General features: G+C 45.4%; 24 protein-coding genes. 10 read left to right on the top strand and 14 right to left on the bottom strand.

Features of this window, described 5'->3' with window-relative positions; all coding sequences use genetic code 11:
- Positions 1 to 108: 108 nt before the first annotated feature.
- The 4 genes from IEX80_RS06670 to IEX80_RS06685 form a co-directional block, all read right to left on the bottom strand.
- A complete protein-coding gene (locus IEX80_RS06670) occupies positions 109 to 1755 on the bottom strand; it encodes a hypothetical protein (RefSeq protein ID WP_188832436.1) in 1647 nt (548 codons plus the stop codon).
- A gap of 545 nt (positions 1756 to 2300) precedes the next feature.
- Entirely contained in the window at positions 2301 to 3224 is a 924-nt protein-coding gene (locus IEX80_RS06675) for a ketopantoate reductase family protein (RefSeq protein WP_188832437.1), read from the bottom strand.
- An 18-nt stretch (positions 3225 to 3242) separates the two neighbouring features.
- Entirely contained in the window at positions 3243 to 3785 is a 543-nt protein-coding gene (locus IEX80_RS06680) for a YbhB/YbcL family Raf kinase inhibitor-like protein (protein ID WP_188832438.1), read from the bottom strand.
- Positions 3786 to 3858: 73 nt separating this feature from the next.
- On the bottom strand, positions 3859 to 4695 hold the full coding sequence (locus IEX80_RS06685) for a helix-turn-helix domain-containing protein (RefSeq protein WP_188832439.1): 837 nt from the start codon (positions 4693 to 4695) through the stop codon (positions 3859 to 3861).
- Positions 4696 to 4834: 139 nt separating this feature from the next.
- On the opposite strand from IEX80_RS06685, the gene IEX80_RS06690 reads away from it, so the two are divergent.
- From IEX80_RS06690 to IEX80_RS06720, 7 genes are all read left to right on the top strand, one after another.
- Entirely contained in the window at positions 4835 to 5857 is a 1023-nt protein-coding gene (locus IEX80_RS06690) for an LLM class flavin-dependent oxidoreductase (RefSeq protein WP_188832440.1), read from the top strand.
- 16 nt (positions 5858 to 5873) lie between these two features.
- On the top strand, positions 5874 to 6134 hold the full coding sequence (locus tag IEX80_RS06695; RefSeq protein WP_188832441.1) for a hypothetical protein: 261 nt from the start codon (positions 5874 to 5876) through the stop codon (positions 6132 to 6134).
- A gap of 44 nt (positions 6135 to 6178) precedes the next feature.
- On the top strand, positions 6179 to 6844 hold the full coding sequence (locus IEX80_RS06700) for a class I SAM-dependent methyltransferase (RefSeq protein WP_188832442.1): 666 nt from the start codon (positions 6179 to 6181) through the stop codon (positions 6842 to 6844).
- Between the two features lie 46 nt (positions 6845 to 6890).
- Entirely contained in the window at positions 6891 to 7484 is a 594-nt protein-coding gene (locus IEX80_RS06705) for a class I SAM-dependent methyltransferase (protein ID WP_188832443.1), read from the top strand.
- Between the two features lie 99 nt (positions 7485 to 7583).
- On the top strand, positions 7584 to 7964 hold the full coding sequence (gene gcvH / locus IEX80_RS06710) for a glycine cleavage system protein GcvH (protein ID WP_188832444.1): 381 nt from the start codon (positions 7584 to 7586) through the stop codon (positions 7962 to 7964).
- A gap of 100 nt (positions 7965 to 8064) precedes the next feature.
- Positions 8065 to 8244, top strand: a complete 180-nt coding sequence (locus IEX80_RS06715; RefSeq protein WP_090526095.1) for a BF3379 family histone-like protein — start codon at positions 8065 to 8067, stop codon at positions 8242 to 8244.
- Positions 8245 to 8335: 91 nt separating this feature from the next.
- A complete protein-coding gene (locus IEX80_RS06720) occupies positions 8336 to 8572 on the top strand; it encodes a hypothetical protein (protein ID WP_090526096.1) in 237 nt (78 codons plus the stop codon).
- A gap of 8 nt (positions 8573 to 8580) precedes the next feature.
- On the opposite strand, the gene IEX80_RS06725 is transcribed toward IEX80_RS06720, so the two are convergent.
- On the bottom strand, positions 8581 to 10293 hold the full coding sequence (locus tag IEX80_RS06725; protein ID WP_229701545.1) for a SulP family inorganic anion transporter: 1713 nt from the start codon (positions 10291 to 10293) through the stop codon (positions 8581 to 8583).
- Positions 10293 to 10718, bottom strand: coding sequence for a DUF983 domain-containing protein (locus IEX80_RS06730; RefSeq protein WP_188832445.1), 426 nt, complete (start codon positions 10716 to 10718; stop codon positions 10293 to 10295). The genes IEX80_RS06725 and IEX80_RS06730 overlap by 1 nt, the downstream gene beginning before the upstream one ends.
- A 176-nt stretch (positions 10719 to 10894) precedes the next feature.
- On the opposite strand from IEX80_RS06730, the gene IEX80_RS06735 reads away from it, so the two are divergent.
- On the top strand, positions 10895 to 11614 hold the full coding sequence (locus tag IEX80_RS06735; protein ID WP_176627185.1) for a Crp/Fnr family transcriptional regulator: 720 nt from the start codon (positions 10895 to 10897) through the stop codon (positions 11612 to 11614).
- 344 nt (positions 11615 to 11958) lie between these two features.
- On the opposite strand, the gene IEX80_RS06740 is transcribed toward IEX80_RS06735, so the two are convergent.
- The 8 genes from IEX80_RS06740 to IEX80_RS06775 all read right to left on the bottom strand — a co-directional run bounded on the left by IEX80_RS06740 (position 11959) and on the right by IEX80_RS06775 (position 24331).
- The gene (locus tag IEX80_RS06740; RefSeq protein ID WP_188832446.1) at positions 11959 to 13470 is read right to left on the bottom strand and encodes a SusD/RagB family nutrient-binding outer membrane lipoprotein; all 1512 of its coding nucleotides are present in this window, start codon (positions 13468 to 13470) and stop codon (positions 11959 to 11961) included.
- Between the two features lie 12 nt (positions 13471 to 13482).
- The gene (locus tag IEX80_RS06745; protein WP_188832447.1) at positions 13483 to 16641 is read right to left on the bottom strand and encodes a SusC/RagA family TonB-linked outer membrane protein; all 3159 of its coding nucleotides are present in this window, start codon (positions 16639 to 16641) and stop codon (positions 13483 to 13485) included.
- 186 nt (positions 16642 to 16827) lie between these two features.
- Positions 16828 to 18144, bottom strand: a complete 1317-nt coding sequence (locus IEX80_RS06750; RefSeq protein WP_188832448.1) for a gluconate:H+ symporter — start codon at positions 18142 to 18144, stop codon at positions 16828 to 16830.
- A gap of 16 nt (positions 18145 to 18160) precedes the next feature.
- On the bottom strand, positions 18161 to 19876 hold the full coding sequence (locus tag IEX80_RS06755) for an IlvD/Edd family dehydratase (RefSeq protein WP_188832449.1): 1716 nt from the start codon (positions 19874 to 19876) through the stop codon (positions 18161 to 18163).
- A 50-nt stretch (positions 19877 to 19926) separates the two neighbouring features.
- Positions 19927 to 20763, bottom strand: coding sequence for a fumarylacetoacetate hydrolase family protein (locus IEX80_RS06760; RefSeq protein WP_188832450.1), 837 nt, complete (start codon positions 20761 to 20763; stop codon positions 19927 to 19929).
- Between the two features lie 172 nt (positions 20764 to 20935).
- Positions 20936 to 22057 (bottom strand): bile acid:sodium symporter family protein, encoded by a 1122-nt coding sequence (locus IEX80_RS06765; RefSeq protein ID WP_188832451.1) that lies wholly within the window; start codon positions 22055 to 22057, stop codon positions 20936 to 20938.
- Between the two features lie 12 nt (positions 22058 to 22069).
- Positions 22070 to 23353, bottom strand: coding sequence for a mandelate racemase/muconate lactonizing enzyme family protein (locus tag IEX80_RS06770; protein ID WP_176627197.1), 1284 nt, complete (start codon positions 23351 to 23353; stop codon positions 22070 to 22072).
- A gap of 24 nt (positions 23354 to 23377) precedes the next feature.
- Entirely contained in the window at positions 23378 to 24331 is a 954-nt protein-coding gene (locus tag IEX80_RS06775; protein WP_188832452.1) for an RraA family protein, read from the bottom strand.
- Between the two features lie 247 nt (positions 24332 to 24578).
- Here IEX80_RS06775 and IEX80_RS06780 point away from each other — a divergent pair, with 247 nt between their 5' ends.
- Together IEX80_RS06780 and IEX80_RS06785 are read left to right on the top strand one after the other, a co-directional pair.
- The gene (locus IEX80_RS06780) at positions 24579 to 25445 is read left to right on the top strand and encodes an AraC family transcriptional regulator (protein WP_188832453.1); all 867 of its coding nucleotides are present in this window, start codon (positions 24579 to 24581) and stop codon (positions 25443 to 25445) included.
- Between the two features lie 24 nt (positions 25446 to 25469).
- Positions 25470 to 26996, top strand: coding sequence for a gluconokinase (locus IEX80_RS06785; RefSeq protein ID WP_188832454.1), 1527 nt, complete (start codon positions 25470 to 25472; stop codon positions 26994 to 26996).
- Positions 26997 to 26999 lie beyond the last annotated feature (3 nt).

A 26999-nucleotide genomic window follows, 5' to 3' on the forward strand; every position in this document is an offset into this window, starting at 1 on the left:
TGATTGACCTGTAAAAAAGATTTTGGTTGCCCCTCTTCACCAATTTTTGTTTGCATTCCTACTATTTGACTATAATAGCAAAATGCCGCCTGTATACCGGCAGAGCTTTTATTGATCTGCCAGTAATAATACAACACGCTGGTCTTGTGGCCTGATGCGGTATAAACTGCCATTGGCGCTTTTTTCCAGAGTGCCCTGCTGCATAGCAAGCCGGTAGGTATGGCCATCAAATTCATACAGGGCGCTGTTGCCTGTCAATTGTTTAAACGGGGTTTTAGCACCTTCCGCAATGCATAAGTCCAGGAACCAGTCGCCGGCCGGATGGTTCGTCGCCGTGATGGTCAGGGATTTCTCGCTCATATTGATTTCGAAAGAACCTTTACCAACAGGCCATGAAGCATGGGCCGTCGTCGTATTCAGATTTGTGAAAACAGGATCTCCTCCCTGAACCGGCACCTCCCCGCCCCCGTCGTTCATCATCAGGCGAAAGCCCTCGGGTTTGCCGCGTTTTCCCCATTGAAAACCATCTGCCACCGGGAGCGTGTAAAAGAAACTTTGATTAACGGTAGTAACGTTATTCAGGTATTTATCCGGCACGGTTTCGTTAAACAGGTGGATATCTGTTATCCGCAACGTTCCATTTTCCCAAAGCAGGTTAGTCCTGTAAAACCTGCTGTTATACCAAACGGTTTTTTTATCGCTGTTTGCCAGATCCCTGCTTACCGTAAAAGTAGTAGCCGGGGTTACCTTGTAGGTATGTTTAAACCATTCGCCCGACTGTGCCATGGTTTCTACGCGAACCTTGCCCTGTTTGCGGAGACGGGCAATTACCGGCATCTGCCATTCCAGCCCTTTTTTCATGGCATCCCAGGTGAATGAATTTTCCTGCCCAGCCTGCGTATAATTGTAACCGAGCGAGGGGTCATCGGCAAAAGTTTGTAAAAACCAGTTGATCCACTGCTCATTTCCGCCAGCATGGGGGTAAACAGGCTCAAGCGTGGTTACCGAGCTGCCATCGGCGTATTGCCGTATAGGGTCGCTGCCCAGCATCCTGAATACGGGCACGGGCAACTGCTTATCCGCATGCTGGGCAGGCATATAAGCGTTTAAACGGCTCGGGTAATAGGCTTGGTTCCAGTAACCGCCCCAAAGGGTAAAGCCGTCGGTTCCTACCTGGTCTTTACAGTTGGCAGAGGCAACAATCTTATATTTATCACACATGTAGTTCAGCGAATGCGCATCGATGACCCATGAAGCAATGGATTTGGGATAATACCCGAATATGCTTTTAAAATCAGCAAAATAAACGTCGATGATCTTTTCGCGTTCGGCAGGCGTGTAACCCACAGAAAAACCGATGTCTGAATGCCAGTCCCAGGCATATTTTCCCCGCCATTTGATCCCAGCTTTTTCAATCAGCGGTTGCGGCAGTTCCCACCATCCCCCAATCTCAAACTCATCTTTCGGAAGTGTTTTCAGCAAATCCTGGTAGCGCTTATCGATCAGGGCATCGTACTGTAACAAAAAAGTTCCGCCCAGGTGATATTGCTTCATCAGCGCAATCTGGTTCACCACGGTTTGGTACAGGACATCTTTGGTGATACCCGCATCACGTGGTTCGATGTCGCGGATAAAATTGACAATGTTAACGATTTTAGGCGTATTGCCTGGCTTTGTTTTTTGAGCGAACAAAGGTGTGGTAACGACCGCCGCCATTGCCGCTGAAGTGAAGATCAAAAGAGTTTTAAATCTCATAGACGATAGTGCTTCTATTTTATTTTCCGGGAACAGGTATCGGTAGCTTTGCGCGCGGATGAATAAGTATTCCGTTTGACTGGTTTATAACGATTGTAACCGCTAAGTTATCATAATTCGATTTTTTCAAACAGCCTGCTAAGATATATAATGCGTATCCGTAACCGTCCCCAACTGTCTGTCGAAGCAAACCCCAGAAGTGTTCGGAAGATTTTTAATTCCTTCCCTGGGAGGGGGGCGGCTGGATTTCGTGGTGGCAGGGAGGGGTATATACGTCATTTCAGGCGAATAAGTCTGTGAATGAAACCCCTCTCTACACCCTCCCAGGGGAGGGAATCGCACAATCCTCGCTTTTTTTTATTTCTTCCGAACACTTTTGGAGCAAACCCGGTGGATCAACCGCTGTCTTGCCTTGCGTATCTCACGAAATAAAACGACAACTATCAAAAACTCCGCAGATTTTGCCCCTCACTTGAACCGCGCAAAATAATACACTGTCCGGGTCAGTTGCTTTCGGTTTGTAGTATAGATATAAGGCAAGGTAATTATCGATTCAGGCTTAAGCTTGATTTGATCGCTGTCAGTTCCCCTAAAAGGCGCGTTTCTTTTACCATATCTTCCAGGCCCAGCTCTTTGGCTATCCGTGCGATCTCCAGGTTGAGGGTGGCAATTTCCGTAGGGCGGTGTTCATTGATGTCCTGCAGGGTAGATATCAATTGTCCATCGGATGAGCGGCTGATGGCAAGCAATGTCTCGGTTACCTCTTCCTCCGGAAGGGATACGCCATAAGTGTTAGCTACCTGGATACACTCTTTAATTATTCGTTTTCCGATTGCCAGCGCTTCATTATTACGGTGAAAAATACCGTTATCAATGCTCAGCAAAGGGCACACAGAGTTGAACACGCAGTTGACGATCACTTTTTTCCAGATCACTGCCTGGATGTTTAATTCTGGTTTAAAGGAAAATGCAGGGCTGTTTATTTCTGATACGACTGCTGCAAGACTTTCCTCATTGCTATTGATCGCCCCTACCGGGCAGGTTGCTACCGGTTTGAACCGTACCACGTTTTCGGAGGTAAACTGGCCCGTCACAAACAACACGCAACGATATAACTGCGTAAAACCAAGCATGATAAATGGCTGCTCCACATTCAGACCATTCTGCAAAAGGACGACAGGATAATGGACTCCCTTCAAAGCTAACTTCGCCGCTAAAGTGCTATTGGCAAATGATTTGGCGGTGATGACAACGATACCATCAATCGTTTTTATTTGACTGAAAGTTTTTACATCAATGTTTTCACTTACTTCTGATCCGTCGGGCAAGTTAATCCTGATCCTTTCAGATGTGCCCGGCAAGCCATCAACAGTTCCGCGGATCAACAGCACATTCTTACCGGCATGCTTTAATATAACCGCAAGCGTGCGGCCTATGACGCCCGCTCCTGCAATATATATCGTTTTCATATCTGTTGTGTTTCCAGGTTATCGCTTGCAATAAACCACGAGGGAAGCTTTAGCCAGGGCCGCTTTGTTAAGCAGGTATCCTGATAACGCAGCCGGCGTGCCAGTTGCAATACCCAATTTATCTGTATTCAATGCGTAAACCGTGATGATGTAGCGATGCGGTGCTTCTCCTTCACCAGGGCAGGGCCCCTGGTAGCCGGCAGCGCCCGTGTCGTTAATGCTTTGCAAACTACCGGCCGGCACAGCGCTGGCTTTTGGGTCACCTGCTCCACGTTTCAGTTCTGTAACAATCGGAGGGATATTGACAATCACCCAATGCCAGAACCCGCTCCCGGTAGGTGCATCAGCGTCATACATGGTAACCGCGAAGCTTTTTGTACCTGCAGGCGCGTTTGACCAGCCGAGCTGCGGCGAATGATTTTGTCCGTTGCAGCCAAAGTTGCCGGCCACAAATTCATTGGTAAACTGACCGCCAAGGTCTGCACTTTTAAGGGTAAATGTCTGTGCTGAAGAGCAGTAGTAACTGATTGCAAAGGCGCAAAAGAGGGTGAATTTTTTCATGCCCCAAATATGCCTGCGTATTGCATAAGGTAATTGTTGCGGAAAGTTCAGAATATATTGAGATAAGCTCAAATTATGGCGTTTTGCGGTAATTTGCCGGAGTTACGCCATATTTCCTTTTGAAAGCCGTGTTGAAATTGGACACGTGCTGATAACCGTAGTCCAGGTAGAGCTCGCTGGCCGACTTGCCTTTTAGCAGTTCGGTACATGCCATTTCCAGTTTCCGCTCCCGGATGTATTTTTGAGGAGCTACCCCGTAATCTCTTTCGAAGTCACGCTTAAATGACGACACGCTCCGATTACTCAGAAAGGCAAGTTCATCGAGTGTAAGGCTGCCCAACAGGTTATTTTCAACAACAGTTTTAAGGGATATATCTGCAGGGGTGCAGAACATGCTGGTCAAAAGTTCGGGCGCCAACTCGTGCAAAGCGGTGAGCAATTCAGTAAGCTTGAGTAAGGCCATTTCATAAGAAAGGCTTTGCCTGCCGGCGATCAGGGATTTGATGTTGCGCACATACTCATTGATATAAGTGTTGGTCTTGAAATAAATATACGGCGCATCACCGGCGCTGGCTCCCCCCTTGCCGGGACGGCTTACCGTGAATTCCTGCCCGATGCTGCGCGGAAAAAAGACAATTACACTACCATAGGGCTCGGCATTATTGCTGTGCTCGGCAATAATTGAATTACCTTCAGGTATCAGCATGCCGTAGCCCGGAGTAAGAACAGTGTTTTCGGCAGCGCGATAGATCTGTTTTTGACCGTTTTGTACAAAGCTGACCGCGCACCGGCTAAAAAAAACGCGCGTACGGAAAGCGCTGCCCTTATCATGATAATCCACGAAAGTGATCTCACCAGCCGAAATGTGGGAATGGTGACGTGTAACTTCCGGTACCTGTATGATTTCCATGCTGTTTTTTGGAACAAATAAACCGCAAAATACGCTCAATCCAAAATGGGTGCGGATAAAAACCCGCGGTTCATGGACTAAAACCTTGACTTTTCCCTGATGCCGAATCAGCGATTCATTCCTTAGATTTGTTGTTAGCATGAAGAAAATTGGCTTTTTATCATTCGGACACTGGTCCGACCACCCTGCATATAAGACGCGTACCGCGGCTGATACCTTGCTGCAGTCTATTGATTTGGCGGTTGCTGCCGAAGAGATCGGCCTTGACGGCGCTTATTTCCGTGTCCATCATTTCGCATCTCAACTGGCATCTCCCTTTCCTTTACTATCGGCTATCGGTATAAAAACAAGTCGGATTGAGATCGGCACAGGTGTTATCGATATGCGGTATGAGAACCCGCTTTATATGGTTGAAGACGCCGGTGCCGCCGATCTGATCTCGGGCGGACGGTTACAACTGGGCATCAGCCGCGGTTCTCCGGAGCAGGTGATCGAGGGCTGGCGTTATTTTGGATATGAGCCCGCTGAGGACGAAAACGATGCGGATATGGGGCGTAAAAAAGCGCTGGTGTTTTTGGATAAGTTAAAAGGTGTTGGTTTCGCCGAGCCAAACCCATACCCTATGTTTCCAAATCCGCCGGGCTTGTTACGTTTAGAACCCTACTCAGAAGGACTGCGGGAACGCATTTGGTGGGGCGCTGCTTCGAACGCCACGGCTGTTTGGGCAGCCGAACAGGGAATGCATCTGCAAAGTTCCACATTAAAGTTCGATGAAAGCGGCAAGCCTTTCCATGTGCAGCAGGCCGAGCAAATCAGGGTGTATAAAGAGGCGTGGAAGAAGGCTGGTCATGATCGCGAGCCAAGGGTGTCAGTAAGCCGTTCTATTTTTGCATTGGTAAACGACCATGACAGGCTTTATTTTGGCCAGCAAGGGAAAGGAGCAGACAGTTTCGGTTATATAGAGGCGGACAAGCGGGCGGTCTTCGGCAGAAGTTACGCCGCCGAACCGGACCGGCTGATCGCCGAACTATCAAAAGATGAAGCCATCCAGGAAGCAGATACGGTGCTTTTGACTATACCTAACACCTTAGGTGTTGATTACAACGTGCATGTGCTGTCTTCAATCCTGGAGCATGTGGCTCCCGGGCTGGGTTGGCGTTAAAACACTTGTTAAGCGCATGCGGCCTGCAGCCATCCTGACGGCAGGCGCCTATGATTCGCGCTTCGAATTGTATGCCCATGAGATCATGGCGGCGGCTTTCGGCATACCTGCAGATGTGATAGCTCCCCCCGCTGCCGGTGGCGGGCCATATGGTTTAACTGAACAAGATGCCTTCGCCAACAATGTCGCGAAGGCACTTGTTTACGGTCGGATCATTCCTGCCTCAATTATCCAAACCTTGCTACCTAAAACTGATAAATATCATCTTTATCATTGATTTCTTGCAGGTAAAGCGGCCTGTAATGGCGGATATATTTGCATGTGCCAACACAATACCCATTTTCAGCATTTCCCGCCCGTTCCGAAGAACAGCAGCAGCGCGCGACGACACTTTTTAAGAAAAAAAATCCCAATGATTGTTTTTTTCGCAATGATGCGGAATTTGACTGGCTCTACCCGGAGCATTTGCAGTCGTTATCACAAAAACAATGGACACCTATTGCCATCGCCAAAAAGGCCGCCGAATATTTAGCAGTAAAAGGCGCCAAAGTACTGGATGTTGGTAGCGGCATAGGAAAATTTTGCTTAACCGCGGCGCATTTTTATCCTGATTCTTTTTATTTCGGGGTTGAACAGCGGCATGAACTGGTGCACTACGCCCAAGCCACACAAAAATACCTGGATCTTAATAATGTCAGTTTCATACATGCCAATATCACCCAGGTTAACTTTCATCAGTTTGACCATTTCTATTTCTATAATTCTTTCTTTGAAAATTTAGACCAGGAGAACGCTATTGATGATCATATAGAAACTTCCTACGGCCTCTACGCCTATTATTCACGGTATTTAAAATCAATGCTGAATGATAAACCGTCGGGTACAAGAGTAGTGACCTATCAGAGTTTCGGAGAAATTATTCCGATAGATTACAGCATGAAAGATCTCGCTTATGATTCCTTACTTCAGTTGTGGGTCAAAGATTAATTACGATTTAATTTAAACACGTGAATAACATGCAGTTCCCTTTTTTATGTATAGTGATACAATAAGCATTTCTTATTTCCGCAAAGACGCGGCTTTCGATACTTTGTATCCGATACACATCCGGGAGCTATCGCAAATGCACTGGACTGGCCTGGACATTTCGCTCGAAGCCAGCAATTTCCTTGCAGCCCCAGGGGCCAGAATCCTGGATATTGGCAGCGGTGTCGGTAAATTTTGTATCGCGTCGGGCGTTTATCATCCGGAGGCTATCTTTTATGGCATTGAGCAGCGGGAAGAGTTGTTCAATTATGCAGAATCAGCCAAAGCGCAGATCGGTGTACCCAATGTGCAGTTTATGCATGGTAACCTCACTAACCTGGATTATGACCTGTTTGATCATTTTTATTTCTTCAATCCCTTTTATGAAAATATAGAACCAAGCATCCGGATCGATCATAACGTCAATACTTCGTTTGATCTGTACAACTACTATACTTTGTTCATTTACGAAATGCTGAACAAAAGACCGGCCGGCACCCGGTTGGTTACTTTCCATGCACCGGAAAAACAGATTCCGGTCAGTTATCAATTAATGAACAATTCCTATAGCCGGGTGCTGAAAATGTGGATCAAGAAGTAAAAGAGCCGGTTCAGCCTTGCTATAGAAAACATTCAAATCAGGCTTGATAAACGCGGCAATCTTTATTAAATAATAATTGAACGATAAAAAATAAAAATCATGAATTACCCCGAACATTTATTTTATACCAAAGACCATGAATGGATCAGCTTCGAGCAGGACCATGCATTGATCGGCATCACCGATTTTGCACAAAAGGAATTAGGTGATATCGTTTATGTTGATATCCCATGCCTGAACAAGATCATTGCTAAAGAGGCCATATTTGGCACAGTTGAAGCGGTAAAAACAGTATCAGACCTTTTTATGCCGGTAAATGGTAAAGTAATAGCGGTTAATCCTTTGCTTGAAACTAACCCCGAACTGGTGAACCAGGACCCTTATAGATGCTGGATGATCAAAGTGCTGGTAAGCTTAGCAGACGACCGCGAGTCGCTGTTGACGGCAGAACAATACCTGGCACAGATCGGAGGTAACTAATCCTCTGCGTTGATACCATTTTGACGGTATTAAGCCAAATATTTAACCTTACTGGCTAAAAAACAAAATCAAACACATTATTTATTTAACACAAAACACAATGGAAAAATTTAAAGCGGCAAAAGATTTGATAGATGCCATAGAGAAAGACATGTTCAGCTTTTACGAAAAAGGCAACAAAGCTGCAGGAACCAGGGTTAGAAATGCTATGCAGCAATTAAAAGTTATGGCAACAGATATCCGTAAAGAAATAACAGAAAAGAAAAACAATCAACAATAGTTTAAGAACTGTTTTGGGAAAATAAACCTGGTCAACCTTTGACCTGGTTTATTTTATCAATAACAGCCTGACAAATCATTCTTTTTGATATATGATCGGATTTCCTTTACGTGTTACTTATCAGCAGCATGATTTTATTTATTATATCATTGCTGCCCCAAGTAAAAAGAACCATACCCTCGAGATTCTTTTAGATGCTAAAAGTTACACCTTTATTCTAGGTTTAAATAAACTATGGATCGAAAAAGATCCGGATAAAGATCGCCCTCTTGATCAGGGATTGGTGCTGGCCATAAGCAGAGCGGTGATCTTGCGTTACCCTATTTAATACCAGGATTATAACAGATCAAAGCCTTTATTAACCTGCATAGTTTTTTTTGAGAGGTCGGTGTCTGATAAAACTTCATCTGCCCGTTTTAATGCTTTTTCAAATGTGTCCCGGACATTGCCTTTCCCGATTTGAAATAATAAACGCGTCTTTTTTAACGCTCCTGTTACCTGTTCGCTGTTTACCTCCGACAGGATAAGTTTAGTTCCTTTCTTTTTTATTTCCTGATGAACATCCCTTAATACCCTGATACCGGTTGCATCAATGACGGGTACATTCCCCATCCGGATAATCAATACCCGGGCGGGTTTTTCCAGCACTTTCATTGTGTCTTTAAATTTATAGGCCGCACCAAAGAACAAAGGCCCATTGATCTCAAAAACGTCAACCCCTTTGGGGATAGCTGACTGGTTAAATTCATCATCAGATAATTGATCCGGAGACAAAATGGTTTGCTGTACCGAACTGGACTGCATCATTTTGCGCATAAAAAGGAAAGCGGCAACAATTATCCCAATTTCAATAGCTACGGTCAGGTCTACCAATATGGTGAGGCCGAAAGTGATCAACAAAACGGAAGCATCACTTTTAGAGCCTTTAAATACGTCTATAAAATTCCCCAGTTCGCTCATATTCCAGGCCACCACCACCAATATACCTGCAAGTGTTGCCATGGGGATCAGTGCTGCCCATTTGCCTATAAAAAGCATAATAAGAAGTAAGGTAATGGCATGTATGATACCCGCTACGGGTGTACTTCCGCCATTTTTAATATTGGTAGCCGTTCTTGCTATTGCGCCGGTGGCCGGAATTCCCCCTAAAACAGATGAACAGATATTGGCCACTCCCTGTGCAATGAGCTCTGTATTAGACCGGTGATTTCCGCCGGTCATGCCATCTGCCACAACGGCTGATAATAAAGACTCAATGCTGCACAACAAAGCGATGGTAAAGGCAGGCCTGATCAATTGCCTGATGGTTTCCAGGCTTACATCTGGCATAACCGGGTGCGGTAAAGCAGCAGTAATCACTCCAAAACGGCTGCCAATAGTTTCTACCGGAAGATGGAAATACCGGACAAGCAGTGTGCTTATGACAATTGCGATCAGCGAACCGGGAACTTTCCGGGTTACCCTGGGCCACAGCAAAACCACCAGTAAGGTAAAAACCCCGATAAACAAGGCATAAAGGTTCAGCGAAGACAGGTGCCGGCTATAGCCGATCCATTTACTGATAAAATCAGCAGGGACATTACCCATTTTCAACCCTAAAAAATCTTTAACTTCTGAAGAAAAAATGATAACGGCGATCCCCGTAGTAAAACCAATAACCAGCGGATAGGGAATGTATTTAATAGTATTACCTAATTTAGCTACCCCCATTATGATCAAAATGATGCCGGCAATAAATGTGGCAATAACCAACCCGCTAACACCGAACTGCTGAACGATCCCATAAACCACAACGATAAATGCGCCTGTGGGCCCTCCTATCTGTACCTTGCTGCCTCCCAATGCGGATATAATTGCCCCCGCAATGATAGCCGTAAAAATTCCTTTTTCGGGGGATACGCCTGAAGCAATGGCAAAAGCTATGGCCAGGGGCAAAGCAACAACACCTACAATTACTCCGGCAACAACATCTTTATAAAATTGCGCGGGGGTGTAACCTTTAAGGGTGTCAATCAGCTTGGGCCTGAACAAATTCATCATCTTGTTCATTATTGAAACCATTTAAATTTATTCCCATCCACCGGTATTTCAATATCAAGTTCGGGGTGATAATGGACCTTGGGAGATAACCAGTAAAGTAATATTACACGGGAATACCTGAAATTCAGCGGTGCAAGCAAGAACAAACCACCGAGAATGGTACTGAGATATAACCATGGCGAATCGTTATTTTGGGTTATCATGAAAGTGGCGGCCCACAAGATGCCTCCCTCCGCTACATTCATAGCGTAACTAATATACATCGCCGCATAAAAATAGCCGGGCTCGATCTCAAAGATCATCTGACAATGCGGGCAATTCAGATTGATCTTGTTGGAACCCAAACGGTATGTTGCTCCTTCGAACATATTGCCCCTGCGGCAGCGCGGGCATTTTGCATGGAGCATTGCCCACGATTTTGATGTTCTTACCATTAATACAAAGCTATGCTTATAATAAGGGCCTGATATGGTATGACATCAGCAAACAAACTGATATTTATCAGTTTTAGACTGCAAGCCCGCGCCTGTACATGCTTTACGGGTTTTTCCGGTCATACAGGGCATACCAGCCAATCACATCGGCTTCATTAAATTTATATATTTGTAATATGAGTTTATCCGGAATTTTTCCAATTGATAAGTGGGAATTCACAACACAATCTGTTCTTAATACACTTTCCGAAGAAGATTATAACTTTTTAATCTCCCGGCAAGGCGCGCAGAAATATCAAAAAGGAGAAATCATCTTTAAGGAAGGTATTGTACCTTCCGGTATCTATTTTATTCACCAGGGAAAGATAAAAAAATACAAAGTTGACCGGAATGGCCGGGAGCAGATCATATATGTAGCTAATAAAGGCGAATTAATAGGATATCACGCGATTTTGGCGGAAGAGCGTTGCCCTGATTCTGCAGCTGCATTGGAAGACTGCCTGATCAGTTTTATCCCTAAAGAGGACTTTTTAACTATTCTGGACAGATCGCCGCTTTTCATGCGGCGCTTATTGAAATCATTGAGCCATGAATTTAGTGTATTGGCCAACAGTATTTCCGTGATCTCTCAGAGAACAGCATCTGAACGCCTCGCTATTTCCCTGATCATTTTGAGAGAAAAATTTAAAGGGGAAGGATCAGGTGAAAAAGATGTTATTCTCAATATCTCAAGAATGGACCTGGCCGGCATGGCAGGGATAGCGCAGGAAAATGTGATCCGCCTATTAAAAGAATTTAAAGAGGAAGGCGTACTGGAAACCGATGGCCGGAAGATATGGATCAAAGACATTAAACGATTGGTTAAAAAATCGAACTACGGATTTGGGAACCCGTAGTTACGCAGGCGCAATTGCATCAGCGAGGAATTAGTGACAATATCTTGTCAGTGTTCAATTTTTAAAAAACAGGTGTTCAATCAATTAAAATGCAATTTCACAACTAATTGATTATCAACAACAACTTGTTCAAATTGAGATTTATCAGATTTTAATTCAACCATAAGTCATTGATTATCAATGGCAATTTATTTTGAAAAAATATCAACTGTTCATACTTTTAAAAGTTGAACACTCGTGAGTAAACAGTTACTTCAGCAACCCGCAACGTTTTGTGACCCGTTTAATGATACCCCGGCGCCAAATGCTGCCGGGGTACTAAACTGTAATTAATCAGGGCTAATTTATTTATCCCAAAACACAGGTGTATCCAGGTCATCTGCGCCTATGCTGGCCACCGCCGCCCTGTAGTTATCGGCATTAATGGCTGCTTCTGTTTGCGGGTAGGTGTACCTGCGTACAAAATTGCCTTTTATTTGCCTGCCCGGATAGGTATTTGGCGCTAATGCAGGGTACCCACTCCTCCTGAAATTAGCCCATGTTTCCGCGCCGTTTCCAAACGAAGTTACCCAATACTGTGTATTGATCAGCTTAAGGGCATTGGCATCAGAATATGCAATTGCCGGGTTATTTAAATAGGCGTTTTGTGCATCGCTGCTGATAACAGCGGTAGCATCATAGCTGGTAAATTGATCCAGGGCGGCCTTTACACCATTATTATAATAAGTACTTGCCGTACCTGCTATATATCCCCTAAAAGCCGCCTCGGCCAGTAACAACTGCGTTTGGGCATAGGTTACAAAGAACTGCGGAGCGGTTATTTTACCAAATACGCTGTAATTTACCTGCGAATATTTGAACCCTGATCCGCTTACGCCGCGAAACCCAGGTGCTGTTGGCAGTGTACCGCTATCATAGCCTATAGGCAAACCAAACTGGTTGGCTGAGGCTGTATCAGGCGCAAGAGATAATGCTTTCCCCGGATCGGCATACATAGCCGAGATATACTTCAGCCTTGGATCGCCGGTAGATTTTAATTGTGTTACAAACGGTTCGGCAAGATAATAAGTGTTTGTTAACTGTTGAATTTGCTGCGTAACCAGGTTGGGGTACGTATTGTTATATTTCAGGTAACAGTTATCGGCATTTGATTGCATTACTCCTCCGGTAACAGCTGCCTGAACAATAGTTTTTGCCTTGCCCGGGTCTATTTTAGAATAACGCATGCCTATGCGCAGTAAAAGTGAATAACCCAGGCGCTTCCATTGCGTAATATCTCCTCCATAAAACACATCTCCTTTAACAAGGTCCTTCGCTGGGTCTAACGCTGCGGTGGCCGTGGTGAGTTCGTTTACCAGATCAGCATAAATATCCTGTTGCTTATCGTATTTAGGCAGAAAAGCAGAATTGAGGTAGGCCTGGCCAGCCTGGCTGTACGGTACATCGCCATAAGTATCAACCAGCATCATATAATTATAAGCCCGCCATATCCTGGTTTCGTTGTACAAATTAGACCGGGAAGCGTTGCTTTTTAAATCCGGCAAAATGTGCTCAAGCAATTTTATGGTGTTTGGATAAGCGTTATTCCACCGCATCACCGTATAGGTTTGATTTAATACATTGAAGTTAAATGCTGATGTGACCCCGCCAAAAGGGTCAATAAACTGCTGAACAACCGTTGGTTCAGTTTCCATTAATGCCGCATATGTTAAAACTTCCGCGTTGGAAAACAAAAACACCGGATCGAGACTGGTAGTGTTATTTGGATTAACGTTCAACTCTCTGAACCCTTTATCGCAACCTGCTGCAGAAAACAGGCAGGCCGCGGACAATATGATCTTTATATATCTTTTCATGATCGTACTCTTTTAAAATTTGACGTTTAAGTTAAAGCCATAAGTCCGCGTGGTAGGCAGTGAACTTTGCTCGTAACCGGTTAAAATATCACCGCTTGATGAGATAGCCTCCGGATCAATATTTGGTGTATACTTTTTGATGATCAGCACGTTGTGGCATACTGCTGAAAGCACAAGCCCTTTAATAAATTTGGTTTTCATCATTTTCGAAAAGTCATAGCTAACCGATAGGTTCCTCAGCTTGATGAAGTCCGATTTATAAACGAAAGGATCCAGGATGCCCTGCGACCGATAATTGGCATAAAAATCCTCGGCGTTCACTGCAGTTGTATTAGGAGTGCCGTCGGCATTCACCGCGTCAAACGTTACGCCTCCCTCCCTGCCTACCAGCGACTCTTTTGATAACCCTTCCCTCAGGAAATTCAGGTTGGAGCTCGACAATATTTTACCTCCGGTTTTATAATCGATATGCGCCATCAGGGTAACCCTTTTATAAGTAAATGTATTTACCCACCCACCGGTAGCCTTAGGCAACGCGCTGCCGAAAAGCACGGGAGCAGCACTTGCTACGGGCTTACCACCAGATACGATGATTTTACCATTAGCATCCCTGCGGTAGGTTGAACCCTGGATCTGGTTCAGCGGAAGACCTACCTGGTCAACAATAGAGCCGAAGAATTCTCCTGCACCCAGTGTCAATTGTTTTTGACCGTTAGCCAGCGCTAAAACTTTAGAGGTATTTATAGCCGTATTAAATGCCGAACGCCAGCTAAAGTTGGGTTTCCTGATGGGTACTAACTCCAATAAGAACTCCATACCACGGTTTTGCAGCTCGCCAAGGTTTACGATGGTACCCGTATAACCTGAAGCGTTAGAGATGGCAACGCTTAAGATCTGGTTGGTGGTATGCTTATCGTATGCAGCAATATCCAGGTTTACCCGGCTGTTGAACATACGCAACTCAAGCCCGATTTCTTTTTCTTTTACACTGTACGGCTTAATTGCTTGATTCGGCGTAGTAACGTTGCTGATACTTCCCAGCGGAACGCCGTTGAACGCGTTTTGTGAAAGCGTGAACGTGAGCGAATTGCTGTAAGGATTAATACCGTTAGCACTACCTACGTTAGCATAAGTCGCCCTGATCTTTCCAAAGGTGAGCCATGAAGGCGGGTTCTTTAAAAACTCCGAAAAAACAAAGCTGCCGCTTACGGATGGATAAAAATAATGGTTATGTTCGGGGCTTAACACCGAGAACCAGTCGTTACGGCCGGTTACATTTAAAAACAAATATGATTTATAGCCAAACTCGGCGGTGCCATAAAGCGAGTTTACTGTTGATTTGGAAACCGCGAAGGCAGATGTGTTGGTTACGCCATTTCCAAGGGTATAAAAATCCCTCACGTAGAAATTTGTAGCGGTGACAGTATATCCTTGTGATGAGGAGGGGAATGTATTTCCTCCTACCGTGGCATCAAAAGAAAAGGGTCCCCATTTGTGGCCGCCGCCTAATAAGAAGTCGGCGTTAAGCGCACGATAGGTATTATCATTTGAGTTATAACTACCATTATAAAGGCCAACCGGTGCAGCCGCATTTGCTAAAGTACCTGTTGGCGAATTTTGTTCGTAGTAAGATGGACTATATTCCATATTTACACGGCCCTGTAAATAAAGCCAGTCAAAAAACTGGTATCGCAGGGTAGCGGTACCTAAAAGATGATCTTTAGTTTGCCTGGTAAATTGCTTGTTCATGATCCAGTACGGGTTGGTAAGCGTAGTGAAACGTGATGTGGGCGTTTCATTGCCGTTTGCATCAACCGCGGCCGCTTTTAACACATCCAAACTAACCGAGTTACTGTAACGGTAGATATAATTGGTAACCGAAGATCCCTGGATGCCAATAACCGGAGGGTTTTTGTTGTTCTCATGGTCATAGTTCACATAGATCTGCGCAGACAATTTGGGGGTGAAATTATAGTTGAGCCCCAGATTGAAGATCTTTTTATGATAGTCATTATTAGGTATGATGCCTTGCGCATCCTGGTTTGAATAAGAAAACCTAAAGCTGCCTTTTTCATTACCGCCTGAAAACGCGATGGTATTGGTCCAGGCGTTGGCGAGCCTGAAAAACTTGCTGATCCGGTTTCTTTCGGGCGCGTAAGGGCGTTGAACGCCATCAAACTGGTAGGTAGGCGCATTATCAAATTTTTCCCCAAAGCTCCATGCGCCCGAACTTTGCGCCTGTCCCTGTGTTTTTGGGCGCACGTTATTTTCGCCTTGTCCGTATTCGTACTGAAAATCGGTAAAATCCAGGGCCTTGTTTTGGGTAAAGTTAGAGGTAAACTCAATACCTATCCCGCCATTTTTATTACCGCTTTTGGTAGTGATGATCAACGCGCCATTACTTGCCCTTGAACCGTAAAGCGCCGCGGCTGTAGCTCCTTTTAATACAGTCATCGATTCGATATCATCCGGGTTTATCTGCTGCATATTATCGCCCAAATCCACCGACTGGGTGTAACCGTTAGTGCTTGACGGGCTTTGCGATAAAGGCAGGCCGTTTAACACGATCAGCGGCGCATTATCGCCCTGAAACGCAGACTGCCCCCGCAGCCTGATCTTGGTGCTGCCACCGGGACCACTTGCCGGTGGAGAAATGTCTAAACCGGCGACTTTTCCTTCAAGCGAATTAACAAAGTTTGTTGAGCGGTTAGTTGTTATTTCGGCTACACGCACATTTTCTGCCGCATAGCCTAATTTTTTTGACTCGCGCTTGATGCCTAAGGCGGTTACGATGATCTCGCTGATGGCGGTTGACTTGGGCTCAAGCGAAACATTCAGCGTAGTGCGCCCGTTAAGGGGCTCGGTTTTTGGATTGTAGCCCACGTAGCTGAATAGTAAAACAGCGTTATCGGCAGATACCTGGAGTTTGTAATTACCGTTCGCGTCGGTTAAAACACCATTTTTTGTTCCTTTTTCGCTTACGCTAACGCCGATAAGCGGGCCGCCTTTTTCGTCGGTCACTTTACCGGTAACTATTTGTACCCCCACTTCGGGGTTGGTTCGGGCTGCGACGGCGCTTTCCGCCTGCACATGCCCTGCAATCATAAGTGTAAAAAGAACACTTATTGCAATGGACAGCATCATTCCTGATACTTTGATTTCTTTTTCCATAATTTTAGGGTTAATTCAAATTGGCAAATCTTACTTTAACTTCTTTCTCAAAATTGGTGGTTGTGAAAGAGCTTTTCCGGGCGGCACTTTAAAAGCCGCTTTTTCATTTTAGTATCGCTTTTTCTTCATGTTACGCAGGGTTTTAGTTTTAAATTGGTTTATATACAGTTTGTAGGTATAATCTATTTATAGTAAAATATCTAATAATAAGACTCCGGCAAGCCCTATTACAGCTACAAGGCTTTCCATTACCGTCCATGAGCGCAGCGTTTCCTTAACTGTTAACCCGAAATATTCTTTGCATAGCCAAAAAGCCGTATCGTTTACATGCGAACCAAACAGGCTGCCCGCTCCAATAGCCAGCACCAGTAAATTGGTATTTACGCCCGCATGATGAGCTATCGGGAACAACACGCCCGCGGCCGTTACACCAGCTACCGTGGCCGAACCAAGACAAAGCCGTAAACAAGCTGTCGCCAGCCATGCGAGTAATAAAGGGTGTATGGTGCTGCTGACCAGCATTAATGCAAGAGCATTGCTTAAGTGGCTATCCACAAATACCTGCTTTAGTGCACCCGCGCTGCCAATGATGAGCAATACCATGGCTATATCTTTTACTGCACACACATAACCATCCATTAATTTTGCCAATGACCTACCTTTACGCAAACCAAGCGTATACGTACTTATAATTACGGTGATCAGTATGGCTATAATTGGTTCGGCGAGCCATTCAGATAAACTCTTTATCAAAGAATTATCCCTAAAAAGCACAGGCAGCAAATGGGCCAGGCAAATCAATACTACAGGTAAAAGAGATGATAGTATGCTGTTAACAATACCCGGTAGTTCATGAACAGGCAAGGCGGCCGAACTATGGGTAAATTGCAAACCGTTAGGCCCAATTTTTTTAAGGGTGGCCGAGAACATCGGTCCGGCAATTATTATAGCAGGAATAGCGATGATCAGCCCATAGCCAAATGTTTTTACTACATCGGCATGAAAAACGCTGATGAGTGTCATTGGCGAAGGATGAGGTGGTAAAAAGCCGTGCATTACAGATAGCGCCGTAAGCATAGGCATCCCCACATACAACAGTGGTAAACGGTAGCTGGAAGCAACCGAAAAAATGATAGGCACCAGCAGTATGAACCCGACGTTGTAATACAATGGGATCCCTACAATAAAGCCTGTAAGGGCCATGGCATAGCTTACATATCCGGCACCAAACAAATCATGCATGAAATGGGCTATCCGCTGCGCGGCACCGCTTTCAGCAACCAATTTACCCAGCATGGCACCTAATACAATAATGATCGCTACCGAACCTAAGGTATCGCCCAGTCCTTTATTTATGGATACGATAACCGCTGTAAATGGCATACCGAAAAAGCAGCCCGCCAACAGTGCTACGATAATAAAGGCAAGAAAAGCATTCACTTTTGCCCATGTTATCAGCGCTATAAGCAATAAAATACAAAGGATCAGTATTAATATTGTCATTTACAATCAGGTTAATTTAATGCGAATCGCGGGTTACAACAGATCCTGAATTTCCAACCAGGAAATCCAGATCGGCTCCTTTATCGGCTTGCTGCACATGGCGCTGATACATAGATACGTACCCCCTATCGGTATGATAAGCAGGTTTTTGCCATAACAACCGCCGTCTTTGCAATTCAACTTCATCTACAAGCAACTCTATTTTTTTGGCCGGTACATCGAGGCATATCAGGTCCCCGTTTTCAACCAGCGCCAGGTTACCGCCGATGGCGGACTCCGGTGAAACATGGAGCACAACCGTACCGTATGCGGTGCCGCTCATCCGTCCGTCGGAGATCCTTACCATATCCGTAATACCTTTATCCAGCAGTTTTTTGGGCAGCACCATATTGCCAACTTCGGGCATGCCGGGATAACCTACCGGCCCAACATTTTTAAGCACCATCACGCAGGTTTCGTCAATATCAAGCTGCGGGTCATCAACCCTGGCGTGATAGTCTTCGATAGTTTCAAAAACCACCGCCCTGCCGGTATGCTGCATTAGTGTTGGCGTTGCCGCCGACGGCTTGATAACCGCACCGTTAACGGCCAGGTTTCCTTTTAAAACGGCTATGCCTGCTTCAGCAATGATTGGATCCTCATAAGCGGCGATAACGTCCTTATTGTAGCATATAGCATCGTCTTTTATATTTTCCGCATGCGATTTACCTGTTACCGTTATCGCGTCCATATCCAGCTCATTGCTAAGCTCTTTCAATATCACCGGCAGGCCGCCTGCATAGTAAAAATCTTCCATAAGGTATTTTCCGGAAGGCATGAGGTTGAGTAACAAAGGTATTTTGCTGCCCAGCCTGTCAAAATCGTCGAGGCATAAGTCAACCCCGATACGCCCGGCAATTGCCGTAAGATGTATAATGAAATTGGTTGACCCTCCTATTGCCGCGTTTACTTTAATAGCGTTTTCGAAAGCGGCACGTGTAAGAACTTTTGATATCGTTAAACCTTCCTTTACCATTTCAACGATACGCCTGCCGGATAGCTGCGCCAGTACTTTTTTCCTGGAGTCGACCGCCGGGGTAGCCGCGGCCTGCGAAAGGCACATGCCAAGCGACTCGACCATACAAGCCATGGTAGACGCGGTACCCATCGTCATACAATGGCCTGCACTTCTTGACATGCAGCTTTCAGCAGCAAGGTATTCATCGCTGGTTATTTTACCGGTTTTGAGGTCGTCGGTCAGCTTCCATACCGCTGTGCCCGATCCGATATCAGCGCCGCGATATTTACCGTTGAGCATTGGCCCGCCCGGCACTACGATGGTAGGTAAGCCTACACTGGCCGCTCCCATCATGGTAGATGGTGTAGTTTTGTCGCAGCCGGTCAGCAATACCACGCCATCTATCGGGTTGCCGCGAATTGATTCTTCCGCGTCCATACTGGCCAGGTTCCTGAACAGCATAGCGGTTGGTTTTAGCAAAGTTTCGCCTAAGGACATGATCGGGAACTCTACCGGGAAACCGCCTGCTTCGTAAACCCCGCGTTTAACAGCTTCGGCAAGGTCCCGTAGGTGTGCATTGCAAGGGGTTAGCTCCGACCAGGTGTTGCAGATCCCGATGACCGGTCTTCCGTCGAAAAGGTCGGTAGGCACACCCTGGTTTTTCATCCAGCTCCTGTATAAGAACCCCATTTTACCTGTTTTTCCAAACCAATCGGCACTTCTGAACTGTGACATTTTATTTTCTTTTATAATTTTATTTAATTGATATCGTTGCCCTGATGCAATTATTTGCCCACCAGGTTTGTAAGTGTTCCTATATTGCTTATTGTAATACTAATCACATCGCCGTAGTTAAGTGTGAAAGAATCCGGGGGCACTATACCGGTACCGGTCATCAGGTATGCACCTGCAGGAAATGACATCTCCATAAACAGGTAACCGGCAAGCTCCTGGTGCGTACGCTTCATCCTGCTGATCAATATGGTGTCGGCAAATACCTGAACATTATCTCTCACTATTTCAATTTGAATTTCGGTGTCAGGCGGGATAGCTGTTCCCGGCACATAAAGACACGGGCCAACCGCGGCGGCTCCGTCGTATGATTTAGCCTGAGGAAGATATAAGGGATTTTCTCCTTCGATATCTCTTGAGGACATGTCATTGCCAATCATATAACCCTCAATAGTCCCCGCGCTGCAAATGAACAATACCAACTCGGGCTCCGGAACGTTCCATTCCGAATCTTTCCGGATGCGAACCGTTCCGCCGGGGCCAACCGCACGGGATGCAGATGATTTAAAAAATATCTCAGGACGTTCGGCGCTGTAAACCCTTGCATAAAAATCACCTCCACCGGCATCTTTAGATTCTTCCATCCGGGCATCTTTGCTGCGCAGATAAGTGACACCCGACGCCCAAATCTCTTGGTTGGCAATGGGAGCGCTTATGTTTTCCAGATGATGAGCCAACGAAGAGTTGGATGCAATACTTTGGAGGTCTTTTAAAACCTCGCCGTGCAATGCCTGTCGGTTTATAAAATTGTCCCAGGTCCAATCCGGCGAACTGTATAACAGACCGGCGTATTTTACAATAACTTTATCGTTGGTTTTAAATATATGCATAGCTATTTATTGCTGTCCGGCGTTTATGCGGCAGTTATTTCGTTATCAAAAAGTGTAACAAATCGGTTACTTGGTTATGTACAAAGAATGCTAAAGCAAATCGCTTAAGCTTCCAAAAAAACACAGTGTTGATTTTTACACAAAAAACTTAGCGTAAAAACCCAGTGCCACCTTAGTTCTCAGCAGAATTTTGCAAAGTAGTCTCGTGTGCGGGACCGGGCTTTCTTTTATGCCAATAAGAAGCCAGCAATGAGCCCGTAATATTCATGAAAGTTGAAAAGATAACCGGGGCAAGGCCCAGCGTAGCGATTTTGCCCATCGCTTTGGCAAGTCCAGCAGCCATCCCCCCATTTTGCATCCCTACTTCTATAGCGATGGTGCGGCAGTCACGTTCTTCCATTCCAAATGCCTTAGCCGACCAAAAGCCAAGTAAATAGCCGCCAATATTATGCAGCAATACCAAAAATGCCAGTAGCAGGCCAACTTTAAGCAGGCTTTCTCTCCCCGCGGCTGTTATAATAATAATGATACAGATAATCCCTCCCATGGATATCATGGGCATTATCCTTTTTAGCCATGTACTGCGTGTTTTGGCTATTGAAGAAAACAGCACACCCAAAGCAATGGGTATCATGACCATTTTAAAAATATCCACCACCATTAACCAGGGGTCTATTTTAATAAGCGGACCGGCAAGTAAATTCATTAAAAATGGTGTCAATACCGGTGACAGCATGGTGGAAATGCTGGTTATAGTAACCGAGAGCGCCAGGTTTGCCCTCGCCAGATAGGATACCACATTGGATGCCATGCCGTTAGGGCAACAACCGATCAGTATAATGCCGGCCGCTATCTCGGCAGGCATTCCGGCTAATTTTACGCTCAGTGTCGCGATGCTGAAGCCAAGTAAGGGCATTATAATGAAATGGCTCACCACCCCTATAATGATTCCTCCGGGCGACTTTAACACGCCAAGAAAATCCTGGTAATGCATGGAAGTGCCCATGCCAAACATGATGAGCTGTATTAGCGGGATAATAAGTGTGGCATATTTAAAATTGCCATAACTGATAAAAAAACCAGGATAATAAAGCGCCATGGCCGCCGCGCCAAAAATCAATACCGTATAAGAAAAGCTTTTGGTTTTTGGCGAAGCACAGAGGCTTACTGCAAGCAGTATAAAAAATGCAAGTACATAAGGCCCTGTGTATCCAAGGCCTTTAGGTATCACAATAAGTACAGCGGCAAACGCAGCGATGGTTAACGTGATAGTGACTTTGAAAAAAGTATTCATACCCGGCATTGATCAAGCAAAGAAAGGGACTCCGGGCATCGCGTATTTCTTCAACCCTTCCTCGTTGATCTCAACACCCACTCCGGGCTTGTCAGATAGCACCAGGAAACCTTTCTCAATAAAGGGTTTATCGTATTGTACTATTTCCTTCCATTTTGGCTCGGTATCGCTCAACGTTTGCCATTCCAGGATATGGAAATTGGGTACCGAGGCACAAACATGCGCGGTTGCCATAGCCCCCAGGAAAGATCCCACCATGTGCGGCGAAAACGGCACATAATATAAGTTGGCAAGGTTAGCTATCCGCTGCCCCTCGCCCAGCCCGCCGCATTTTTGAAGATCGGGCATCACAATATCAATTCCGGCTTCCGAAAGCAGCCTGGTATAACCATAGGCCAGGTAAAAATTTTCCCCGGCACAAATTGGCGTGCTTGTTTCCTGGGTTATTGTTTTGTACACATCAATATTATCTGCAGGTACTGGTTCCTCCAGCCACATTAAATTAAGAGGTTCCATCATTTTTGCAACCCTACGGCCAGTTGTAGCATCGTAACGGCCGTGCATATCTACGCAGATATCAATATTGGGCCCTACCTCTTTCCGCACGGCGGCTATGGCATTATACATCCTGTCGAGCTCGGCATTACTGGCAGTCCAGTTATAACGGTCGAATTTATTCGGATCGCGGGCATCATCAATATCAAATTTCACGGCAGTATAACCGCGGTTAACCGCGCCGCGGGCAGCCTTTGCATAATCATCAGGCACCGGGTTTGTGGCTGTGTATAATTCTGTATCACAGTAAACGCGGCATTTATCACGGTATTTACCGCCTAATAACTGGTAAACCGGTAAGCCTAAAGCCTTACCTGTCAAATCCCAAAGGGCTGCCTCAACCGCAGTAAGCACTGCGACAAACATACCTGACTGCGCCCCGGCAAAAAAATGAGCTTTCCTGATCTCCTCCGCTATCCGGTTTGGGTTTAAGGGGCTCCGGCCTTTCAGCATCCATTCCAACCGTTTAACCAGGTAATACGTTCCCGCTATGGCATCAACCCCTTCGCCCGAACCCCAGATGCCCTGGTTGGTATATATTTTTACAAAAAGCCCGCCGCCCGCGTAGGCACACTTAACTTCTGTAATTTTAAGGTCGGATGGGGATGATGCCTGCGGGGTACGCTCTTTGGCATCTATTAACCCCTGCCCAAATGTTTTATTTAATGGTCCTGCCAGTACGGCTGCACCGGCTAATACAGTTTTCGAAAGAAAGCTGCGCCTGTTTTGATAGTTTGACATATTTTATATTTAGGATAGATTTATTTACCAGGTCCGGTTTTTCAGGATATTTTGGATCTGCTCTTTGGGTACCGGCAGTTCATTGATGTGCTCGTTAAGCCATGCGGAAAAATCTTTTTCGATATCCGCGCTCCAGCGGGCATCTATTTGCCCGGCTGTGTATTTACCTTCTTTTAACCGCAAGTGGCCAAACATATCCCGTAACCTCACCACTTCGGAGGTGGTCACTACCTTTTCGGCCAGGTGCGGCGGGATAAATATGACTACGCCATTCTCGCCCAAAACCACATCTCCGGGCATTACGGTAGCCTGCTTGATCCTGGTAGGCTGATTGATCCCGACAATCATGGTGTTCAGGTCGCCGGGCGGGTTATGGTACGATGGATCATAGCTTTCTACAAAGGATGTAAAGCCGCCTATCTCTTTTAATCCCCGCAGATCCCTCACCGCGCCGTTATAAACTATACCGTTACCGGTTTTCGCGTAGATAGCGTTACCGACGTTATCGCCAATGGTAGGCCCGTTTTTATGAGCCCCAAACTGATCGGCCACGTACACATCGCCTTTTACCAGCAGGTCTACCGGCCAGGTGTTTTGCCCTTTTTTTCCCTGGGTTTTGCCCCTGTCGTCAATCGCTTTCCATACATCGGGGCGCGCAGGCATGAAAACCGCGGTTACCGCGCGGCCAACCAAAACGCTATCCGGGTTTATTACCAGCCAGTTTTCGGTGAGTTGGTAGCCGTAGCCTGCGTTTTTTAAAACGGCCCAGGCTTCTTCAATACTAACGTGCTTCATCCGGGCCAAAATATTGTCGGATACCTTCGGACGCCCGTCGGCAAAGCGCTCACCCTTCCATTCCGGAGTAAGGAAAAGCAACTCGTCCCTGGATATTTGTTGCGCGAAGGCGTGATGAAAAAACAAACAGCATTGCAGCAATGCAATACCCGCAATACGGCAAAGAAGAAAACATTTTCTCATCGTAATAAATTTAAAACGCACACTATTAAGGGGAGTAGCGGCTTTGGTGTTGGTTGTAACTGGTTATAATACTTACAAAGTATCATAATATTTAACCCGGAAAATACCATTAAAAAACAGCGTTGGTTTTTATACAAATTTTAGTTTTGTAATGTGTAAACTTGCTTTCAATGGGCGCCCCCTGTTGGATGCCCGATAACCGTTGCAGTACAGAGGCGGCAGCAACGTATACCAATTATTATACTGAATGAATCAATTGATACTTCAGCAGGGCATATCTAAAGAACTTATGCATTTTCCGCATATTCTGGAGTTTACCCACAAAAAGAACAATACTATCCAACTCAATTCCTTTAACAGCAACGTTACAGACTGCATTTGCCTGTATTATATTTTAGAGGGAAAATTCAGTTGGATGATTGATTTACAACAACATACCTTATATCCGGGCGATTTTGCCTTAGTATTGCCCGGGCAACGCATTGGCGGGGAAAGCGGGATATTAAATATCGGCGCTCTATTTGGGTTAAAGATCTCTGCCGAAGATTGTGGAAAGCTTTTGCTGGGCAAATGGAGCGGGCTTAGTAAAAAGGAAAAATTATCCATCAACCAGATTTTGCTCGTCAATAAACAACAGCTTGTTTTAAAACTGAAAGAAGCGCAGGTTTTAATGTATAATTTACAACTGGAACTGCAAAATGAGGAGGTGGGCTTTTACACACGTGTAAACCAGCTGCTTGATGAGCTTTTTGTATTGATCAGCAGGCAATTGATCAGGCAAAATAATTCAAGGAGAGATTTCCCTCAAACATTTTTAAAGCTGGAGCAAACGTTGCGGCAAAACCTTGCCCACCAATGGACGGTGGAAGAAATGGCCGCACTGACAGGCATGGGGACTACTGCCTTCACGGAAAAAGTAAAAAACTATTCAGGCTTTTCACCTCTAAACTATTTAATCAACATAAGGATAACCGAAGCCACCAAACTGCTTAAAAAAAACGAGGTAAATGTTACCGACATAGCGCTGAGCACAGGATTTTATTCGTCTCAGCATTTTTCCACAACCTTTAAAAAACTTACCGGGTACACCCCAAGCGAGTTCAGAAAAAAATAAAACACCAGATCATCAATATACATCATGAATTGTATTATCATCATAGAAATGGGCACAGACGCTGTAAGGGTCTTCGCCTTTGATCTTTCCGGTAACTTGATCAGTTCGTCAAAGGGGCATTATCCCACCTTTCATGAACAACCTGACCATAGCGAACAGGACCCTGAGCAGATGTTTATTACCATGCTCTACATTTTGAAAAATCTGCTTAATGAAAAGATCTACCCAAAAAAATATACCGTAACCTGTATCTGCTTTGGCTCATCTATGCACAGTTTACTGGCGGTGGATAAGGATGGCATACCGTTAGGCAACGCTATTACCTGGGCTGATAACCGGGGCAAAAAAGAGGCCGCAGAACTTAAACAAAGCGGCCTGGGCGAGGAGATTTACAGGGCTACCGGCACTCCCATCCACCCGATGTCGTCGTTAATTAAAATTGCCTGGATGAAAAACCACGAACCCGAAAAATTCAAACAGGCACAAAAGTTTATGCCTATAAAAAGCTATATCATTCAGCAACTAACAGGAGACTGTGTGATAGATTACAGTATAGCATCTGCAACAGGCCTAATGAATATTCATAAATTAACCTGGGATGAGGCTGCATTAGAGTTTGCCGGCATAACACCACAGGAGCTTCCGGATCTGCACCCGGTTTTCTATTCGGGGGTAACGCTGAAAAAAGAATATCAAAGGGTTTTAAAACTGTCGCCAACGGTTAAAATCCTGATTGGATCAAGTGATGGTTGCCTGGCTACACTGGGCGCGGGCGTTTGGGAAAACAGTATGGCCACTATTACCATTGAAGATAGCGGCGCGTTCCGGATCATTGGCGATAAAATAATAGAAGACCCCAAACAGCAGATTTTCAACTATCTGCTTACCGATAAGCATATCATCACCGGAGGGCCTACAAGTAATGGTGGTGTGATATTCAATTGGTTTGCGAAACAATTTGGTGATTTTCGGGAGGCTTTTGATATCGATCAATCAATGGAAATGCTGATAGAGGAAGCTGCGGGTGTCGAAGTCGGCTCGGGCGGTTTGATCTTTCTTCCCTTTTTGCACGGCGAACGGGCTCCTATCTGGAACCCCAATTCGAGGGGGTGTTATTTTGGCGTTAACATCAGGCACGAGCGCAAACACTTTATACGGGCCACCATTGAGGGTATCTTATATGAGATGTACAGTATTGGGCGTACGCTGGAAAAGCACCGTCATATCGAAAGCCTGTCTATCAACGGCAGTTTCGCGTCTATACCCTTTTGCACTCAAATTATAGCCGACCTGTTTAATAAACCCGTAAGCACACTTAACCATGCGGATAGCATAGGCAAAGGTGCGTTCCTGCTAAGCGCGACCGAGATGGGTATTTATCCTTCTTTAGAAGAAGCCTCCAAAACGGTAACCATGCATCAAACCTATTTGCCCAACGCGGAAAACCACAAGGTGTATGCCCAATATTTTAAAGTATTTGAAAGTCTGATAACAAAAGTCGCTGATGAATTTGACGCTATTTCTGATTTGCAACAACGGTATAGTCAATAAATT

Origin of the sequence: Mucilaginibacter rubeus (genome assembly GCF_014643835.1) — a bacterium.
Lineage (GTDB): Bacteria > Bacteroidota > Bacteroidia > Sphingobacteriales > Sphingobacteriaceae > Mucilaginibacter > Mucilaginibacter rubeus.

Excerpts from the sequence above, each read along its gene's own strand:
- IEX80_RS06675 (WP_188832437.1), bottom strand. The coding sequence starts at position 3,224 with ATGAAAACGATATATATTGCAGGAGCGGGCGTCATAGGCCGCACGCTT.
- IEX80_RS06735 (WP_176627185.1), top strand. The coding sequence starts at position 10,895 with ATGAGTTTATCCGGAATTTTTCCAATTGATAAGTGGGAATTCACAACA.
- IEX80_RS06720 (WP_090526096.1), top strand. The coding sequence starts at position 8,336 with ATGATCGGATTTCCTTTACGTGTTACTTATCAGCAGCATGATTTTATT.
- IEX80_RS06695 (WP_188832441.1), top strand. The coding sequence starts at position 5,874 with ATGCGGCCTGCAGCCATCCTGACGGCAGGCGCCTATGATTCGCGCTTC.
- IEX80_RS06755 (WP_188832449.1), bottom strand. The coding sequence starts at position 19,876 with ATGTCACAGTTCAGAAGTGCCGATTGGTTTGGAAAAACAGGTAAAATG.
- IEX80_RS06680 (WP_188832438.1), bottom strand. The coding sequence starts at position 3,785 with ATGAAAAAATTCACCCTCTTTTGCGCCTTTGCAATCAGTTACTACTGC.
- IEX80_RS06730 (WP_188832445.1), bottom strand. The coding sequence starts at position 10,718 with ATGGTAAGAACATCAAAATCGTGGGCAATGCTCCATGCAAAATGCCCG.
- IEX80_RS06745 (WP_188832447.1), bottom strand. The coding sequence starts at position 16,641 with ATGGAAAAAGAAATCAAAGTATCAGGAATGATGCTGTCCATTGCAATA.
- IEX80_RS06760 (WP_188832450.1), bottom strand. The coding sequence starts at position 20,763 with ATGCATATATTTAAAACCAACGATAAAGTTATTGTAAAATACGCCGGT.
- IEX80_RS06685 (WP_188832439.1), bottom strand. The coding sequence starts at position 4,695 with ATGGAAATCATACAGGTACCGGAAGTTACACGTCACCATTCCCACATT.
- IEX80_RS06725 (WP_229701545.1), bottom strand. The coding sequence starts at position 10,293 with ATGAACAAGATGATGAATTTGTTCAGGCCCAAGCTGATTGACACCCTT.
- IEX80_RS06765 (WP_188832451.1), bottom strand. The coding sequence starts at position 22,057 with ATGAATACTTTTTTCAAAGTCACTATCACGTTAACCATCGCTGCGTTT.
- gcvH (WP_188832444.1), top strand. The coding sequence starts at position 7,584 with ATGAATTACCCCGAACATTTATTTTATACCAAAGACCATGAATGGATC.
- IEX80_RS06705 (WP_188832443.1), top strand. The coding sequence starts at position 6,891 with ATGTATAGTGATACAATAAGCATTTCTTATTTCCGCAAAGACGCGGCT.
- IEX80_RS06785 (WP_188832454.1), top strand. The coding sequence starts at position 25,470 with ATGAATTGTATTATCATCATAGAAATGGGCACAGACGCTGTAAGGGTC.
- IEX80_RS06775 (WP_188832452.1), bottom strand. The coding sequence starts at position 24,331 with ATGAGAAAATGTTTTCTTCTTTGCCGTATTGCGGGTATTGCATTGCTG.
- IEX80_RS06770 (WP_176627197.1), bottom strand. The coding sequence starts at position 23,353 with ATGTCAAACTATCAAAACAGGCGCAGCTTTCTTTCGAAAACTGTATTA.
- IEX80_RS06750 (WP_188832448.1), bottom strand. The coding sequence starts at position 18,144 with ATGACAATATTAATACTGATCCTTTGTATTTTATTGCTTATAGCGCTG.
- IEX80_RS06740 (WP_188832446.1), bottom strand. The coding sequence starts at position 13,470 with ATGAAAAGATATATAAAGATCATATTGTCCGCGGCCTGCCTGTTTTCT.
- IEX80_RS06715 (WP_090526095.1), top strand. The coding sequence starts at position 8,065 with ATGGAAAAATTTAAAGCGGCAAAAGATTTGATAGATGCCATAGAGAAA.
- IEX80_RS06690 (WP_188832440.1), top strand. The coding sequence starts at position 4,835 with ATGAAGAAAATTGGCTTTTTATCATTCGGACACTGGTCCGACCACCCT.
- IEX80_RS06670 (WP_188832436.1), bottom strand. The coding sequence starts at position 1,755 with ATGAGATTTAAAACTCTTTTGATCTTCACTTCAGCGGCAATGGCGGCG.
- IEX80_RS06780 (WP_188832453.1), top strand. The coding sequence starts at position 24,579 with ATGAATCAATTGATACTTCAGCAGGGCATATCTAAAGAACTTATGCAT.